Genomic DNA, 17658 nt, shown 5'->3' on the forward strand with positions numbered 1-17658 from the left:
TCCGGAAACCACGGTTGTGTTCGGCGATGGCCAGCGCGACAATCGCGAACCACATCGACTGCAATGACGCTGGCCCGATCATGTTTCCCGTCCTGAACACCGAGCGACTGTCGCTGCGGCCTCCGCGCGCTAACGACATCGATGATCTGTTTGCGCTGTTCTCGGATCCGCGTATCACCGAGGTCTGGAGTCACGAGGCCTGGACTGAACGTGCTCAGGCAGAATCCCTACTGCAGAATATCGTCGCCAAAGCCCAAAGCGGTGAGTTGTTCCAGTGGGCCATTACCCTTGCTGGCGTTGATCGGCTGATTGGTACCGCAACACTGAGTGCGGTTGATCACCGCCATCGCCATTGCATGATTGGCTACGCGCTGATGCCGAGTCATCAAGGCAAGGGCTATGCCCGCGAAGCCGCCGGCGCGCTGATACGGCACGCCTTTACCGGATTGCAGTTGCACCGCATCGGCGCCGATCTGGAGCCGGATAACGCCGGCTCACGCAAGCTGCTGGAAGCGTTTGGTTTTCAGGTCGAAGGCCGCTTGCGTGACACCTATTGGCTCAATGGTCGCTGGTATGATTCGCTGATTATGAGTTTGTTGGAATCGGATTGGCGGGCGCGGCAATCGCCGGCGTAGGCTGTTTCCTGTCGTAATCGGCGTATTGTGTAGGAGCGGCCTTGGCCGCGATAACTCGTTCGGACAATCGCGGCCAAGGCCGCTCCTACAAGTCCTGACTCGAGTCCCCGCCCCACGCCAATATCGTGTTCAGTTTTCGGTGGAGTCTGTTTGCCGTTGGCCGGACCATGGCGGTCGTGTTCCGTCCAACCCGACTCAGCGGTAACCCGCACGGAGGTCCGCCATGACCACAGCCCAACTGAAGCCACGTGAAATGGCCAAGGCGTTTTATGATCAAAACGCTGACTACGACGGCCTGTTTTTTGTTGGCGTCAAAACCACCGGCATATTCTGCCGGCCATCCTGTTCCGCGCGCCGGCCTAAACCGGAAAACGTCAGCTATTTCCACGATGCCGATACTGCAGCGCAAGCTGGCTTTCGCGCCTGCAAGCGCTGCCATCCGCTGAACGCCGACGGCAGGCCGCCAACCTGGGTGCAAACCCTGCTCAAGGCGCTGGAGCAAAGCGCCGACGGCCGTCTGCCGGATGAACGCATGCGCGAACTGGGCGTCGATCCGGCGCGGGCCCGGCGCTATTTTCGCCAGCATCACGGCATGACCTTTCAAGCCTGGGCGCGCAGCCGGCGTCTGAACGAAGCACGCGAGACGATCCGCAGCGGCGAGCAAGCCAGCAAGGCGATTCGGGGTTACAGCTCGGAAAGCGGTTTTCGCTCGGCGTTTGATCGTGCCTTCGGTCACGCCCCCGGCGCCAGCGCGAAACAAGCCAGCATCATCACCGCGCAAATCGAATCGCCAGTCGGTCCGCTGCTTGCCGGCGTTACCGATGACGGCGTCTGCCTGCTCGAATTCGTCATGCAGAAACGCCACACCCGCCAACTCGAAGCGATCTGCAAATGGCTGCAATGCAAAGCCGTGCCAGGTGAGCACAAATGGTTGAAGGCGCTGCGCAAACAACTGGCGGAATATTTTGCCGGTTCGCGCCAGCAGTTCGATTTGCCACTGATCTATCCCGGCACCAGTTTCCAGCAGAGCGTCTGGCAACAACTGCAGGGCATTCCTTATGGTGAAACTATTTCCTATCAGGAGTTGGCGCGCCGGGTCGGCGATGAAAATGCCAGCCGCGCCGTCGGCACCGCCAACGGTTGCAATCGCCTGGCCATCATCATTCCCTGCCACCGCGTCGTGAACAAATCCGGCAATCTCGGCGGCTACGGCGGCGGCCTGCATCGCAAGAGCTGGTTGTTGAAGCTGGAGCGGGGGGAATTGTGAGGGGATTGTTGGGTGTGGTTTGCGTCGTGTGTGATTTTGGCTGCGTTGTTAAGATGGAGCGGCAATAGCCAGACGCTAATGCGCGATTCAATATCGAAGCGGCAAATACCCCCTCCTGACCTCCCCCTTTACAGGGGGAGGAACGGTTTTGCTCCCTCTCCTGTTAAGGGGAGGGCCGGGGTGGGGTAGTTGCCGCTCCGCTACCGGATGCTATTTGCAAGCCATGGAGGCGAAGCAATGGGTTTCACTTTCAACCGCAAATCCAGCGCAGAGTTCCGCCGCGAACTGCGCAACAACCCGACAGCACCAGAACATCGACTTTGGCAAGCGCTGCGCGGTGAACAACTCGGCGTGAAGTTTCGCCGGCAGCACAATATGGGTTCCTACATTGTCGACTTTTACTGCGCAGAAGCCAGACTCGTTATCGAAGTAGACGGTGACAGTCATTACACCGACACCGAAGCTCGCCAGTACGACAGTGACCGCGACGCTTATCTGGCAGAACTGGGCTTGCAGGTTGTTCGGGTCACGAATCAGGATGTCATCGATAATCTGCCCGGGGTTTTGCAACACATCGCGATAACGTTGCAATCCAAGGACTGCTGAGTTCCGCGCGACTACTACCTCCTCCTGACCTCCCCCTTCACAGGAGGAGGAACAGTCTTGCCCCCTCCCCCTGACAGGGGAGAGAGTCGTATTGCGCGGAGCCATGTTGGCCATCAAATGCTCCGCCGTTCTGAGCGGTAGCCCATCTCCGCTATCTGCGTTACTGTACCGACCGAATCAGCGGCGCCAGTGTATTACCGAGGCGCCGCGCAAAAAGATAACGGGGGACGAACGTGAATCTGGCATGGCCGCGCATGGCGCTGTGGGTGGTGTTGGGCTTGGTGGCGACGGGTGGTTTGGCCACCATTGCCTTGCATCAGGGCGAGACGATCAACGCGCTGTGGCTGGTGGTGACGGCGCTGTCGGTGTACGCCATCGGTTATCGGTTTTATGCCCGCTTTATCACCGACCGCGTCTTGCAGTTGAACGATCAACGGCTGACGCCGGCGCACGTGGTCAACGACGGCAAGGATTTTGTGCCGACCCACAAGGCGGTGCTGTTCGGTCATCACTTTGCTGCGATTGCCGGGGCCGGTCCGTTGATCGGCCCGGTGCTCGCCGCGCAGATGGGTTATCTGCCCGGCACGATCTGGCTGGTGGTCGGCGTGGTGTTTGCCGGCGCAGTGCAGGACATGGTGGTGCTGTTTGCCTCGACGCGGCGCAACGGCAAATCGCTCGGCGACATGATCCGTGAAGAGATCGGCACCTTTGCCGGCAAGCTGGCGATGTTCGGCATTCTCGCGATCATGATCATTCTGCTCGCCGTGCTGGCACTCGTTGTCGTGAAAGCGTTGATCGGCAGCCCCTGGGGTGTCAGCACACTGGTGCTGACCATTCCTATCGCGGTGTTCATGGGCGTGTATCTGCGTTATCTGCGGCCGGGCCGGGTCGGTGAAGTGTCGCTGATCGGCGTGGTGTTGCTGGTGCTGTCGCTGTATGCCGGGCAGGAAATCGCGCACTCACCGGCGCTGGCGGCGTGGTTTGATCTGGACGGCAAGACGCTGGCCTGGGGATTGATCGGTTATGGTTTTATCGCCTCGGTGTTGCCCGTCTGGCTGTTGCTGGCACCGCGCGATTATCTCAGCACCTTCCTGAAAATCGGCACCATTTTTGGTTTGGCGATTGGCATTGCCATTACGCTGCCGGAATTGCACATGCCGGCGCTGACCTCGTTCACCGATGGCAGCGGTCCGGTGTTTGCCGGCAGTCTGTTTCCGTTCCTGTTTATCACCATCGCCTGCGGTACTGTGTCCGGCTTTCATGCCTTGGTGGCGTCCGGCACCACACCCAAATTGATTGAACGCGAATCGCATATCCGGCCGATTGGTTACGGCGCCATGTTGATGGAGTCGTTCGTTGCGGTGATGGCCATGGTTGCGGCTTGCGTGCTGACACCGGGCGTTTATTTTGCACTTAACAGTCCGGCGGCGCTGATTGGCACCACGCCGGAACAGGCAGCAGCGGTCATCAACAGCTGGGGCTTTGTCATCACACCGGATGTGCTGGTGCAGACCGCCAAGGACATTGGCGAGAGCAGTATCCTGTCGCGCGCCGGTGGCGCGCCGACGCTGGCCGTTGGCATGGCGCAGATTTTCAGCAGCGTGTTCGGCGGCCCCGCGATGATGGCGTTCTGGTATCACTTCGCCATTCTGTTTGAAGCGCTGTTCATTCTGACCACGCTTGATGCCGGTACCCGCGTCGGCCGGTTCATGATTCAGGATCTGCTTGGCCAGTACGTGCCCAAACTGGGCCACACCCATTCACTGACCGCCAATCTCGTGGCGACGTCGTTGTGTGTGTTTGGCTGGGGTTATTTCCTTTACCAAGGCGTAATTGATCCGCTCGGCGGCATCAATACGCTGTGGCCGTTGTTCGGTATCGCCAATCAGATGCTGGCGGCGATGGCGCTGCTGTTTGCCACCGTGCTGCTGGTCAAGATGCGGCGCGGTTTGCTGGTCTGGGTGACCGCACTGCCGGCGGCGTGGTTGTTGATTGTGACCCTTACGGCCAGCTGGCAAAAACTGTTTCACGACAACGTTCGCATCGGCTTTCTTTCGCACGCTGAGAAATTCCGTGCCGCGCTGGAACGCGGCGAGATTTTGCCACCAGCGAAGTCGCTCGATGACATGAGTCGCATTGTGTTGAACGACCAGATCAACGCCGGTCTGTGCGCGCTGTTTGCGCTGATTGTGATCGCGATGGCGGTGGTGGCCTTGCGTGCTTGCCTGCGCATCTGGCGCGGTGAAGCGCCAGCGCTGAAAGAAGCGCCGTTTCAGGCGGCGGTGACGCAGTCGTGATGCAGTCATGAGGAGGAGCGGCAACTACCCCCTCCCGGCCTCCCCCTTCACAGGGGGAGGAGCGAAAGACTTCCGTCGCAAGGAAAGCGCCGGTGTTGAACGAAGCGTCGTTTCTGGCGGCGGTGACGCAGTCGTGATGCGGGGCGGCAACTACCCCCTCCCGGCCTCCCCCTTCACAGGGGGAGGAGCGAAAGACTTCCGTCGCAAGGAAAGCGCCGGCGCTGAAAGAAGCACTGCTTCAGGCAGCGGTGACGCAATCGTGATTCGGGGCGGCAACTACCCCCTCCCGGCCTCCCCCTTCACAGGGGGAGGTGCAAAGAACTCCCGAGACAAGGAATGAGGTGGAGTAAGTGCCGCGCCCCACCACAAACGATAAGCAGGAGCTGATTCATGGCCAGCACCACAATCGGATTAACGCTCGGGCACTGGCGTGAAGCGCTCGACCGCCTGCTCGGCTTGCCCAATTACGAGCGCTATCTGACGCATATGCGGGCCAGCCATCCTGACCAGCCGGTACTCAATCGGCGGGCGTTCTATGATCAGGCCCAGCGCAGCCGTTATGAAAGCGGCAGCGACCGACCGCGTTGCTGCTGATCCGGGCGCGCCATGCCCACGATCGTTTGATCGCGCGCAAACCCAAGCGATTTCGTCACGGTCCGTTAAGCCCAAGCTAATCCGCAGGGTTCATGCTTGGGCCCAGTACTGATGGAGGCATGATCATGGCGGAACGTATCAAGGTTTGGGATCTGGGCGTGCGGGTGTTTCACTGGTCGCTGGTCGCAGCGTTTGCGCTGGCCTGGCTCACCTCCGAAGACGAAAGCCCGTTGCATGTCTATGCCGGTTATGCCGTGGCCGGGTTGGTCGCGTTCCGCTTGCTCTGGGGTTTTGTCGGCGGGCGTTACGCCCGCTTCACGGCGTTTCTGTATTCGCCGCGGGAAACGCTTAACTATGTGCGCGGCAGTTTTCGCGGTCAGCCGGCCCGCTATCTGAGCCACAATCCACTCGGCGCGCTGATGGTGTTTGCGCTGTTGCTGTCACTGAGCGGTATCGTCGTCACCGGCTTGGCATTGAACGGTGATCTGCCGGGCCAGACCAAGGCCGCATTCAGCGCCGAATCCGAACGCGAAGAGGAAGCCGGCGAAGCCGGTGAAGAACACGAGACGCGTGGTAGCGAAGTCGCCGTCACAGCGACAGGCACATCGACAACTCTGTCGACCAGTGCGGCCGACCATGAAGCTGCCTATGCCCGTCACGAGCAATGGGAAGAGCTGCACGAATTTTTTGCCAACCTGGCGCTGGCATTGGTCGTGCTGCATGTGCTCGGCGTGATTGTTGCCAGCCGCCAGCACAAAGAGAAATTGGTTGCGGCCATGCTGACCGGCTGGAAAGACTCTTCACCGCATTGAGACAATGTTTGGCGAGCGCTGAGCAAGTTCTGGAATCCAAATCAAACTGTCATTCCGGCGAGAGCACCCGCAGAAATGACAGCGTGAAGACGTAATCAAATCGTCGTTAGCAAGCAGGGCAGATTGTTCAGGGCTGGCGACTGCGCAGGCGCGCCAGCTCGGCCCAAAAGGCCTCGACCAGATCCCGGTTACGGGCGTAGTACGTGGGTGTGAACACCAGATAGTGCGGCTCGTTGTTGAGCCAGTTCGGCAAGGCCTCGATTTGACCGCTGTATTCCCGCTTCACCAGCTCGGCCAGACTCGGGTCCGCCGCAACCAAATCCAGTTTGCCGGCCAGCAGTCGGCGCGCCAACGAATGCACGCTGTGTGAACGGTCATCGACGATGCCGCCGGCGCGACCGACATCAACACTGTTGGCTTGATATGAATTCAGAACGCCAACCGACGTTTTCAGATTGACGAACGTGCCGTTGACAAAATCCACGTTTGTCCCCACCCGCCGATACAGCAGCGTCGGAATGTGCCCGAGCGCCTTGCTCGGGTCCGCGCTGTCACCGCGCATCGGAAACACGGCAATCACTTTGTTGATACCGGCATACGATGCGATATTCGCCGCATCGGTAGTTCCCGCTTTCAAGTGGCGCTGACAGTTTTGCCAGGTGTCGGTGTAATGCTCGATGTTCAGTTTCAGATTGCTGGCCGCCGTCGCGATCAGCACCTGCGCCGTCCCGGGATGGGCCGGATCCAGATTGGACAGCGGCAGCGACGGCTGGTCTTCCGTGCACAAACGAAACCCGGCATCAACCGCCTGCGCTTTGGTGCTCAACTGCAGCAATAGTAACGCGACGATTAGTGACGATGACGCGCGTGCGGCAGGCTGCCAGCAGATTTGCCGGAAAGAAAAGGATGATGGCGAGCTGAGTGGCTTCATTCCGCATTCCAACACATGGTCGCGGCGCTCAACGGCAGATCCAACGGCGGCCCAGTGGCCCGAGCTTGCCGGATGTCATCGCCATCAACTCCTGTTCATAGGCATAACGCAGCAGCGGTGTGTAGCGGGTATTGGCCGGCAGCGCGGCAGCGAGATAGCGGAAAAAATACGGCGCGCCTTCCATCCGGACGTTGCCAAACTGCAGCCGCAACTCGGCGTCAATTTCATCGGCATCATGGCGCGGACGATCGTGCTGCTCGCGCCAGACTTCGATCGGATTTTTTGCTGTCAGCAAGCGCGCAGCCGTGCTGTCGAGCCGGAACTCGCGGCTAACGCCTTCTTCCGACGACGCAGCAAACGATTTCAACCAATCCCCGGCATGACGACACCACCACTCGATGTCCTGCGGCCGCGCCTGGGCGTGGGCAAAGTCTTCGATCAGCAGCACGCCATCCAGCGCCAGCAATTGCTTGGCACGCAGAATCGCTTTTTTCAGCGGCGAGATTTGATGCAGCGAGCGGGTAAACAAAATCGCCTGCAAGGGCGCGTCGTTGTACTCCGGCCAGACCGCCGCAACCGCACGCACGCCGCGCGCCCGGGCCGCGGTGACCGCCGTGGTGTCGCTATCCAGCGCCGTGATTTCGTAACCGCGTTGTTGCAGGCGCTCGGCCAGCGCGCCATCGCCAGCACCGACTTCCAGCACCCGGGCAGGCGCACGCGGCAAATGGGCGACGACAAAGTTGTAGGTATTGCCGAGGGCAATATCGTCAGGTAACAGCATAAGAGAACATCATCCATGGTCGCGGCGGGAATCCACGACATGGCTGTAGGCTAGATCATCCCGCTGGCGCCTGCACGCCTTGCCGCGGTGGTTCGACCCGGCGAGTCGCGAGGCCGGGGCAAATCCGGCCAATACCGCGTACCCGTCGAAGGGCCGCCCCCTTCCCTCAACCTTCAACCACTCTCGCTAAACGCTCCACCCAATCCCCCCTGCCAGTAACCACCGCGACACCTTGCCGCTCCGCACAATTGCCCCCGGCGCCAACTGCCCGCAGAATGCCCGCACTTCGTGGCATTTCGTTCCACTCTGCCAAGACCAACAACAAGGCCCGCCGCCAATGGACTTCAGCAACCCGACCAGCATCACCTTCATCATCTACATCCTCGCCATGATCGGCATCGGTTTCGCCGCCTGGCGCTACACCAACAACCTGTCCGATTACATCCTTGGCGGCCGCAGCCTCGGTTCGTTTGTCACCGCGATGAGCGCCGGCGCCTCCGACATGAGCGGCTGGTTGCTGATGGGTCTGCCCGGTGCGCTGTTCGCCAGCGGCCTATCGGAAAGCTGGATCGCCATTGGCCTCATCATTGGCGCCTGGTTCAACTGGTATATGGTCGCCGGCCGCCTGCGCGTGTACACCGAGATCACTCACAACGCGCTGACCCTGCCCGACTACTTCAGTCACCGTTTTGAAGACCACAGCAAAATTCTGCGCGTACTCGCCGCGATTGTGATTCTGGTGTTCTTCACCATCTACTGCGCCTCCGGCATGGTCGCCGGTGCGCGCCTGTTCCAGGAAACCTTTGGTTTCTCGTACGGCGTGTCGCTGTGGGCCGGCGCTGCCGCCACCATCATCTATGTGTTCATTGGTGGCTTTCTCGCCGTGAGCTGGACCGACACCGTGCAAGCCACGCTGATGATCTTCGCGCTGCTGCTGGCGCCGATCATGGTGCTGGTGAACCTCGGCGGTTTTGATCACGCCATCAGCACCATTCAAGCGGTCGATGTGAACTACACCGACTGGTTCCGCGGCACCACGTTTATCGGCATCGTCTCGCTGATGGCCTGGGGCCTCGGTTACATGGGCCAGCCGCACATCCTCGCCCGCTTCATGGCCGCCGAAAGTTACGCCACCATGAAAAACGCCCGCCGCATCGGCATGACCTGGATGATTGTTTGTCTCTTCGGCGCCATGGCCGTCGGCTTCTTCGGCATCGCCTACTTTGCCGCGCACCCGGATCAAGCGGCACCGGTCACCGCGAACCGCGAAACCGTGTTCATCACGCTCGCACAAGTGCTGTTCAATCCGTGGATCGCCGGCATTCTCTTGAGTGCCATTCTCGCGGCGGTAATGAGCACACTCTCCTGCCAATTGCTGGTTTGCTCGTCTGCGCTCACCGAAGATTTCTACAAAGCCTTCCTGCGCCCGAACGCCTCGCAAAAAGAACTGGTCTGGTTCGGCCGCCTGATGGTGCTCGCCGTCGCCGTGCTGGCGATTGGCATTGCATCAAATCCGGACAGCCGCGTGCTCGGCCTGGTCGGCTACGCCTGGGCCGGCTTCGGTGCTGCGTTTGGTCCGGTTGTTTTGTTCTCACTGCTCTGGCCGCGCATGACGCGCAACGGCGCCCTCGCTGGCATGTTGGTCGGTGCCGTGACCGTGATCATCTGGCGCAACGGCGGCTGGTTTGGCTTGTATGAAATGGTGCCGGGCTTTGCCTTTGCCTGTATCGCGATTGTGGTGGGCAGCAAGCTGGACAAAGAGCCGTCAGAGGAGATGAAGACGGCGTTTGGCAAGATGCAGGCGATGGTGAAGTGAGATTGGAGGTTGAACTGAGCTTGCGAAGTCCAACAGAGATTAGCGAGCGTATACGTTGGGCTTAGTAGCCCAACGTACCGAGCCGGCTTCATATAGATTCGCAACAGCAATACCCGCAAGGAGGCTGAAAGGTGCTGAAACAGAATCAAATTGCGTCTGCTCCACTAAACGTGGCCGGAAGCACATGCGATGCACTTATGCCCTTCAATGGTGATTTGCTTGGTAGAAAAGCTACAGCAGAGATTCTCACAGGGTATATAGACAGACTGAAAGTCGGTGCTGTCATTGCTATAGACGCGCCGTGGGGAGAAGGTAAAACATGGCTTGGAAGAAACTGGGCTAATTTTCTTAGAAAATCAAACCGCAAGACTATCTATATCGACGCGTTCCAGCAGGACTACGTTTCTGATCCATTCTTATTGATAGCTTCGGAAATTGCTCAACTACTTGAGGGTGATGAGTCGACGAAACTGGCCTTTATTGATAAGGCGGCAACTGTCGGCAAGGCAATTCTTCCTGCCGCGGCAAAATTACTTGTCGATGGGGTTGGTCGATTTGCCTTAGGCACTGCCGGCCTATCAGAAACCATATCTTCTGAGATGAAAAGTATAGTTTCTGAATTGGGCGGCATAACAGAGACGATGGTTGCAGAGAAAATACAGGATTACGATAAAGAGAAAAACTCAATTGCCTCTTTTAGGAAATTGTTGGCTTCATACGCAGAGAAGCAGCCAAATCCTGTCGTCATATTTATAGATGAACTCGACAGGTGTAATCCGAGATTCGCAGTTAGTCTTGTTGAGAGGATAAAGCATTTCTTTGAAGTGCAGAACATCGTGTTTGTACTTCTCATAAATAGAACGCAGTTGGAAGGCGCTGTGCGAGGTGTTTATGGCTCCGAAACTGATGCCAGCACATATCTCGGGAAATTTATTCATCTCGGACTGTCCCTACCAAACCCCAGAACTGGAGGCGAGATCGGTTTCAACAGGATTCAACAATATGTCAATAAAGTTCTGTCAAATTTCACTATAGAACAGTATGACAACAGCATAAATGGCTTCGTTGACGCCCTTCCACATTTCGCTATCGACTACAAACTATCTCTCCGAGATATTGAACGGGCCTGCGCACTTTTTGTTCTGTCTGGGTGCCGATATGGGGCACTTATGGCACATCTCGTATCACTCAAACTGAAATACCCCGACTTGTTTGGCCGAGTTAGAGCGATGAATAGAAGCGCTTGTGGGGAGGTGTCGGACTTACTGAAAAATTTTGCGGAGCAATTTCAGCCTGGCAATAGTACTTGGCATAAATCGAATTTGAATGTCCTGTCATCTGCCTATCGCAGTTTAGATGGCGAAATCTCTATTGATGTGAAGCCAGATGATCAAAGCAATTATAGGAATTTTTTTGGCCATGGCGACTGGAAATTGGTCATGGAATCGGCAAATCGAGCACTCGATTTACCTATGGATTTTTAGCAAGCGTAGCCTGGGTCGTGCGCAGCATGACCCAGGATCCTTTCCCCGGAACCCGCTACGCTCGTTCCGGGCTACCACGTCGTGACTTTGCGTTATCGTCACCATACAGAAAGATCTGGTTGCGGTGATACTTCAGATCTCGTAGGGCAATGGAACCGCAAAGCGTTTCCGCCGAGTGCTATCTATCGACTCTCACATGCGGCGGAAGATCCTTCGCAGCAAGATGCGAGAGTCAGGTCTTGCATTACCACATCGGTTTATCTGTGGCATGGTCCTTTGATGCTTTCTCTGTTTATTCGGCATTGCACTTAGTGGAGCTTGATTGAGATGAAAAATTTTTTGCGGATTTTAAGCACGCTGCTGCTTGGGCTGCTGCTGGCACCCTGCTATGCAGAACAGGCGACCGGCTCTGACAGCGTAAATAGCGTCGACGCCGCGCTCACCAATATCGCCGGCACAGCCAGCGCTGGATTGACCGAGGCAGCGCGTCAGGCCTTGGCAGCCGGCCGGGTCGCCGATGCAAGCTTCTTGATTCAAACCGCGCGGCTACGGCTGGATTGCGATCGCTTGCTTTACTCGCCGTGGTGGCGGGACAGCGGCAAGGTAGACGAGTTGACCGCGGCGACAGATGAGCTCAACGGCACCATCAGTTCAGCCATTTTCAATGCGCCGCAGGAGTTCGTGTCCGCAGCCCAGAGATTGGCAAGTCTGGATGAATTGGCCCGCAGCGACGGCTATTCGCCCGGCTGGCGCTATGATCCTGCCGGCAAACCGGAAGAAGCCCGCACCACTTGCAGCAACAAGAAGCAGGAAATTGTCGGCGTTTATCAAAAATCGGCGGAGCTGCTGAACAGGCCCGATTACATGGCCGACTGGCAAATCATGAAACTGGCAACGCAGCGCCGGAATAGTTTGAGCCCTGAAGAAATCAAGCAGCGGAATGAAGCCATGGACCGCATGCGCGCGATTGAAAACGAGAAGTACGGCAAAGTGGAGCTGATGCCGGTGTTGCTGATGCGAGCGCTGCGTGGCGAGTGACCATCTGTGCAATTTAAGGGGTTCTATTTAAGGCGCCCTGTTTAAGGCGTCAGACCCCTTCAAATTTCTTCAATTCAGATCAAATCCCAACGATGAATGCTCTGGCCTTCTTGACGGCATTGCTCAGCTATCAGCAACTGTGATCAACACCTTGCCAACATGCTTGTTTGTTGCAAGATAGCGGTAGGCTTCGCGCACTTCGGAAAAGCCAAATACACGGTCGGTCACCGGCTTGATGCGGTTCAACGCTGCAAACTTGAGCACTGCCTCGGTCATCGCGCGGTTGCCCACCACAATGCCGACCACCCGCTTGTTCATGGCCAGCGCAAACGGGTCGAGCTCGACACCAAAACCGCCACTGACGCCACCGACCATCATGACGGCGCCGCCAATCTTGGCCGAGGCCACCGACGATTTGAACGTGCCTTTGCCACCGATCTCCAACACTTTGTCGACACCGCGGCCATCGGTCAGTCGCAACACTTCTTGCGACCAATCGGGGATGCGCGCGTAGTTGATGCCGATGTCGGCACCGAGCGCCAGAGCGTGGCGGAGTTTGTCATCGTCCGATGAGGTGATGATCACACGCAGGCCGGCCGCTTTTGCCAGTTGCAGCGCCCACATCGAGACACCACCGGTGCCCAGCAGCAATACCGTTTCACCGGCGACGAGCGGCAGTTCTGCAAACAGGGCATGCCAGGCCGTAACCCCGGCACAGGGCACGGTGGCTGCCGCCTCAAAGCTGATGCCGTCTGGAATTGGCACCAACGCCGATTCCGGCACATTTACCTGCTCGGCCAACATGCCATCGAGCAAACCACCGAACGATACCGCGGTGGCCTCCGTGCTGACCGGACCATCAATCCAGTTGGGATAGAACGCCGCGACCACCCGATCACCAACCCGAAACCGTGTCACCGCCGAACCAATGGCGATCACTTCGCCCGCGCCATCCGAGCCCGGCACGATGGCCCGGTCGGTGGCGCCCATCTGGCCGCGCGCAACCGCCAGATCCCGGTAGTTGAGCGCGACGGCGCGCATCCTTACCTGCACTTCGTGCGCGGCCGGGGCCGCCAGGGTTTCCTGCACTTGCTCCAGGCCGTCAATCTGCCCGCCTCGATGAATTCGGTATGCCTTCATGGTCATGCTCCCGGTCACGTCGTGCCTGCGGCTACCCGCAGAACGGCTGTCGATACGATGGAAGTCAGTCTATAGGTGACATGCGGGCGCCAGTGGCGTAGTTTCATCAGCAATTAGTTGCCTATTTGGAACCAATATGGCCGGAATGGATGAGCGCCTGAAGGGCATTGCCAGCTTTGTTCAGGCCGTGGAGGCCGGCAGTTTTGCCGTCGCCGCCGAACGTCTGCACCAGACCCGGTCGGCGGTGGGCAAAAGCATTGCCCGGTTGGAGCTCCGGCTGGGGGTGCGGCTGTTTCATCGGACAACACGCAGCCAGAGCCTGACCGAAAGCGGCCAACTGTTTTATGAACGCTGCAAGCGGTTGTTGGCTGAGCTCGAAGCCGCCGAAGCGGAGCTCGACGCCGGTGGTCGCGAACCCATGGGCCGCTTGCGGATCACGGCACCGACCCTACTCGGCCGGCTTTGCGTCGCGCCGATTCTGAGTCAACTGGTGCAGCGCTATCCGCAACTGGAATTGGAAATGGCATTTACCGACCGGGTGATTGATTTGCTGGAGGAAGGATTCGATCTGGCCGTGCGCATTGGCGACTTGCCCGACAGCGCCAGCCTTGCCGCGCGCCCGCTCGGCACGCAGCAGCTCGCGCTGTACGCCGCTCCGCATTATTTGCACGCGCACGGCGAGCCGAACACCGCTGATGAATTTGCCGGCCACAGCGCGATTGCTTATGCCGGCGTCGGCCCGGAAACGCCGTGGCAAATTCGCGATGCCGGTGGCCACATTCAGGAACTGAAAGTCAAACGCCGGCTGCGCTTTAACGATGTGCAAGCCATGGCGGATGCCGCCATGGCCGGCGCCGGCATCACCCGCCTGCCACATTGGTTGGCAACAACACACGTACAGCGCGGTGAACTGAAACGTTTGGCGATTGCCGATGTCGGCTCGACCAAAATGGCGATTCATGCACTCTGGCCACAGCAACGGCACCTGCCGGCAAAAATGCGGGTGGCAATTGACGCACTGGTTGCAGAAATGCCGGCGCGGCTCACGGCAACATTGCCATTGCCCGCCTAAAGTGTGCCAACTCAGAATGCGTCGTAACGTACTGGTTTGCTGGGTGTTGCGAAATGGCGGATCACGGTCCGCCCTACGTGAGACTGACTGTCCGATTCCGACACCTACTGCACGTGGAGCAGGTCACGCGCGATGTTGGATTGCATTTTACCAACGGACACCGGCAGCTGGCGGCCGTAAAACAAGATGCAACGCGCGTAAAACGGATCACGGCTCGGCGTAGGGTTGATTCGCGAAGCAATCCACCACTTCGTGATTTGAAGAGGGTGCGTAAGAGGGGTGCGTAATTCGAAATGGCGGGTTGGCGCTACGCGCTGAACCCGCCCTACTGGCTACTGGCTACTGGCTAATTGACCATTTAATTGGTCGCCAGGCGCACCTGTTTGCACAGCAGCGACTTGTCTTTCGCTTGTTTCCATACGGTATGCGCCTCCAAGCGCGGCGCTTCCAGGGCATCCTGAATTTCCGTGGCTTTGATCTGGTACGTCAGCAGGCAGCCGGCATAACGTGACAGCGTTTGGTGCTTGAGCTGCAGCAACACATCTTCATTCATTGCGCAGATGCGGCCCATGGCGAGGCGGCTGCCGAGTGCGTGCAGAGAATCAATCACAGCGCTGCGATCGTTGATGCTGTTGGGACAGTTCACGGTAGCGGCATTTTCGGCATGGGCTGGCGCCATGGCTACAACTGACAACACGAGAGGGAACAGCAAAGCGGTTCTGGACATGAGGGTGTCTCCGGTTCCGTGCGATAAGCGGGATGGACGACGGGCAGAACAAGACAAATAGGCACTGGCGCTGCCGGCCTTGAAGGAAAGTCGCTGAACGCCGATCCGTTTGTGATACAGGTCGCAGTGCCACAAAACACTACAGTCGCAAACCGGTAGGCGGGGAAGTCGTCGGGTACGTCATAGCGCGCTTGGTAGTCAGGTCACTGAGCGCCACAGGTGGGCACGCTACAAGATGGAGCTGCTATAGGCCCTCTAAGGTTTTGCTCAGCTCGGCCACGTTAACGCCGCTCGGCCCGGCCAGCCTGACTTGCTACACTGTAGATTACCGGTGGGTCGGGGCCGCGAGCAGGGCTATGGTTCAGGTTGGGCAATTGCAACTCGGCAGGTTCAGTCTGGCCGGACGGCTGCGGGCCTTGCTGTGTCTGCTTTGCCTGCTGGCATTGCCCTGCGCGGCCGAACTGACGCTGGCTGAAGTGAGAGCACTGCCGCCCATCCCCGCCGAATATGATGCCTGGCCACTGCAGACCCGCATTGACTGGTTGCAGCAGCAGCTGCGGGCGACACCTGACAGCGCCAACCAGTACCGCTATCAGCGCATTCTTTTCCACGAATACTATTACGACAACCGAACCAAAGAAGCGACCGCGCTGTGCCAAAGCAACGAGCCGCTTCGCGATGACATTTACTACCGCGAACGTTGCATTCTGATCAGCAAGCCAAGTGTTGACGAGCAGCTGCCATTGCTGCTGCAACTGGTGCACGAGGCCAAGCAGTTTGGTAATCAATCGGCGGCGGCGCAGGTGCTCGCCGACATGGCGTGGCGGCAATCGCAGGCCGGCGATATCGCCGGAGCGTTTGAAAGTTATGAACTGGCGCTGTCAGAGGTACCGGTCGACAATGCCGAGTTGATGCTGTCGATTATGACCGACACGGCCACCAACTACATCGTCAATGGCGATGCCCATTACATCAACAAGGGCATTGAACTGTTGGCCAAGGTGAAGAGCCAAAGCGAGCAGCGGCTAAGCAGCGGCGATGCCAGCATCGACCGGGCACTGATCGAAGACACCATCGCACTGACCGAATTCAACACCGGCATTGCCTATCTGTTGCACTTGCAAGATTACCAACGTGCGCTGCCGTATTTTGACGGGGTTAGCAAACGCAGCGAGAACTACAAAAACAGCAGCCTGATTTTTGCTGCGGTGGCCGCCGCCGAGCTCGGCCGTGTCGATCAGGCCAAGGCCTATTTGCGTGGCCTGAGCGATGCGAATGAAAGCCGTTATGCCAATGATCCGGTGGTGCAACAATATCTGACCTGTTACCGCCAACTCGCCATCCGGCACTGGGATCGCAATCAATCCGTTACTGCCTGTTTGCAACTGAGCCCGGCCACCACGGTGGAAGTGCAGCTGGACGTCTACAAGCGCTTGTCGAATAGCGCGGATGCCGACATCGCCCTCGCCGGCCTGACTCGGCTGCGCGATTTGTTTGTCAACACGCTGGAGCCACAACTGCACCGACGCGGCTCCAGCGCGGCCTCCAATACCGAAGTCAAACGGCTGCAGCGTGAATCCGAGCTGAAAACCGTGGTGCTGGAGCAGCAAAAGGAGTTGCAGCGTGAGCGCGATGCCACCAACGCCCAGCGCCAGAATCTGTTTATTACGCTCAGCTTGTTACTGCTGGTAGTGGTGTTGCTGATTCTGTCGCAGTGGCGGCAAAAGAAGAAACTGGCCGAGCAGTTTGAGCAGCTGAGCGTCAAGGACAGTCTGACTTCGCTGGGCAATCGGCGCTTTCTGGAACAGCAGATTGATCGCGAGTTCTCGCAATATCAGCGTCTGCGCCGCACGCATCCAAAGGCTGTGCTCGGCATTTTCCTGATCGACATTGATTACTTCAAAAGTATCAATGACCGCTTCGGCCACAGCGTTGGCGATCAGGTGTTGGTGGAATTCAGTCGCCGGATACAGGGCGCCATCCGCGACACGGACCTGTTCGTTCGCTGGGGCGGCGAAGAGTTTCTGTTTGTCGCCCGGTTGGAAAGTGCCGAGCAAGCCCAGCAGCTTGCCGACCGCCTATTGGCCACGGTCAACGGCGACCCGTTTTCGCTGCCGGAGCAGGAACCGTTTGCCGTGACCTGTACCATCGGCGCCATCAAGCACCCGTTTATCGACGGCGACGCGAGCAGCCTCTGGAACCGACTTGTCAGCCTCGCCGATGCAGCGCTGTATTTCGGCAAGGCCAGCGGCCGCAATCGCTGGGTCATGATCGACAATGTCAGCCTGTCGTCGTTGGACCAGCTCGATGCGGTGTTGAAGCAACCGCTGGCACATGCCATTGAGCAACACACCGTAGCTGTGACGGTGTCGATGACGCATTGACCGGTTGCCGGATGTGCCGATTGTGGCCGCAGCTTGCTCTTCATCGAGCACTTTATGTCGCTGCTTTGGAGAAG

The 17658-nt window shown here is 58.4% G+C and carries 15 protein-coding genes; 11 read left to right on the forward strand and 4 right to left on the reverse strand.

Translation table 11 applies throughout. The features are described from left to right. The first annotated feature begins 80 nt into the window (after positions 1 to 80). The 6 genes from HPT27_RS02730 (at position 81) to HPT27_RS02755 (ending at position 6211) form a co-directional block, all read left to right on the forward strand. Positions 81 to 635, forward strand: coding sequence for a GNAT family N-acetyltransferase (locus HPT27_RS02730; RefSeq protein WP_172238597.1), 555 nt, complete (start codon positions 81 to 83; stop codon positions 633 to 635). Between the two features lie 223 nt (positions 636 to 858). Then, positions 859 to 1902, forward strand: a complete 1044-nt coding sequence (locus HPT27_RS02735; protein ID WP_172238600.1) for a bifunctional transcriptional activator/DNA repair enzyme AdaA — start codon at positions 859 to 861, stop codon at positions 1900 to 1902. A gap of 237 nt (positions 1903 to 2139) precedes the next feature. Beyond that, on the forward strand, positions 2140 to 2508 hold the full coding sequence (locus HPT27_RS02740) for an endonuclease domain-containing protein (protein WP_172238603.1): 369 nt from the start codon (positions 2140 to 2142) through the stop codon (positions 2506 to 2508). A gap of 254 nt (positions 2509 to 2762) precedes the next feature. After that, on the forward strand, positions 2763 to 4805 hold the full coding sequence (locus HPT27_RS02745; protein WP_172245029.1) for a carbon starvation CstA family protein: 2043 nt from the start codon (positions 2763 to 2765) through the stop codon (positions 4803 to 4805). Between the two features lie 390 nt (positions 4806 to 5195). Beyond that, on the forward strand, positions 5196 to 5399 hold the full coding sequence (locus tag HPT27_RS02750) for a CstA-like transporter-associated (seleno)protein (RefSeq protein ID WP_172238606.1): 204 nt from the start codon (positions 5196 to 5198) through the stop codon (positions 5397 to 5399). A 125-nt stretch (positions 5400 to 5524) separates the two neighbouring features. Then, a complete protein-coding gene (locus HPT27_RS02755; RefSeq protein WP_172238609.1) occupies positions 5525 to 6211 on the forward strand; it encodes a cytochrome b/b6 domain-containing protein in 687 nt (228 codons plus the stop codon). Between the two features lie 127 nt (positions 6212 to 6338). Here HPT27_RS02755 and HPT27_RS02760 read toward each other — a convergent pair whose 3' ends face one another. Both HPT27_RS02760 and HPT27_RS02765 read right to left on the reverse strand, forming a co-directional pair. Then, positions 6339 to 7142 (reverse strand): hypothetical protein, encoded by an 804-nt coding sequence (locus HPT27_RS02760; RefSeq protein WP_172238612.1) that lies wholly within the window; start codon positions 7140 to 7142, stop codon positions 6339 to 6341. A 28-nt stretch (positions 7143 to 7170) separates the two neighbouring features. Beyond that, positions 7171 to 7923: a class I SAM-dependent methyltransferase gene (locus tag HPT27_RS02765; RefSeq protein WP_172238615.1), complete on the reverse strand. Its 753-nt coding sequence runs from the start codon at positions 7921 to 7923 to the stop codon at positions 7171 to 7173. A gap of 337 nt (positions 7924 to 8260) precedes the next feature. Between HPT27_RS02765 and putP the strand changes: the two genes are divergently transcribed. The 3 genes from putP to HPT27_RS02780 all read left to right on the forward strand — a co-directional run bounded on the left by putP (position 8261) and on the right by HPT27_RS02780 (position 12261). Next, positions 8261 to 9739 carry a sodium/proline symporter PutP gene (gene putP / locus HPT27_RS02770; RefSeq protein WP_172238618.1) on the forward strand — a complete coding sequence of 493 codons (1479 nt, stop codon included), beginning with the start codon at positions 8261 to 8263 and terminating at the stop codon, positions 9737 to 9739. A gap of 131 nt (positions 9740 to 9870) precedes the next feature. After that, positions 9871 to 11223: a KAP family P-loop NTPase fold protein gene (locus HPT27_RS02775; RefSeq protein ID WP_172238621.1), complete on the forward strand. Its 1353-nt coding sequence runs from the start codon at positions 9871 to 9873 to the stop codon at positions 11221 to 11223. A gap of 327 nt (positions 11224 to 11550) precedes the next feature. Further along, the gene (locus HPT27_RS02780; RefSeq protein WP_172238624.1) at positions 11551 to 12261 is read left to right on the forward strand and encodes a hypothetical protein; all 711 of its coding nucleotides are present in this window, start codon (positions 11551 to 11553) and stop codon (positions 12259 to 12261) included. A gap of 123 nt (positions 12262 to 12384) precedes the next feature. Here HPT27_RS02780 and HPT27_RS02785 read toward each other — a convergent pair whose 3' ends face one another. After that, positions 12385 to 13401 (reverse strand): zinc-dependent alcohol dehydrogenase family protein, encoded by a 1017-nt coding sequence (locus HPT27_RS02785; RefSeq protein WP_172238627.1) that lies wholly within the window; start codon positions 13399 to 13401, stop codon positions 12385 to 12387. Between the two features lie 136 nt (positions 13402 to 13537). Between HPT27_RS02785 and HPT27_RS02790 the strand changes: the two genes are divergently transcribed. Next, entirely contained in the window at positions 13538 to 14473 is a 936-nt protein-coding gene (locus HPT27_RS02790) for a LysR family transcriptional regulator (protein WP_235950839.1), read from the forward strand. A gap of 358 nt (positions 14474 to 14831) precedes the next feature. Here the strand turns inward: HPT27_RS02790 and HPT27_RS02795 are convergent, their stop codons facing one another. Further along, positions 14832 to 15200, reverse strand: a complete 369-nt coding sequence (locus HPT27_RS02795; protein ID WP_172238630.1) for a hypothetical protein — start codon at positions 15198 to 15200, stop codon at positions 14832 to 14834. Between the two features lie 356 nt (positions 15201 to 15556). Between HPT27_RS02795 and HPT27_RS02800 the strand changes: the two genes are divergently transcribed. Further along, complete coding sequence (locus HPT27_RS02800; RefSeq protein WP_172238633.1) at positions 15557 to 17584, forward strand: GGDEF domain-containing protein; 2028 nt, start codon at positions 15557 to 15559, stop codon at positions 17582 to 17584. The last annotated feature ends 74 nt before the right edge of the window (positions 17585 to 17658 follow it).

The sequence above is a fragment of the Permianibacter fluminis genome, from assembly GCF_013179735.1.
Classification (GTDB): domain Bacteria; phylum Pseudomonadota; class Gammaproteobacteria; order Enterobacterales; family Permianibacteraceae; genus Permianibacter; species Permianibacter fluminis.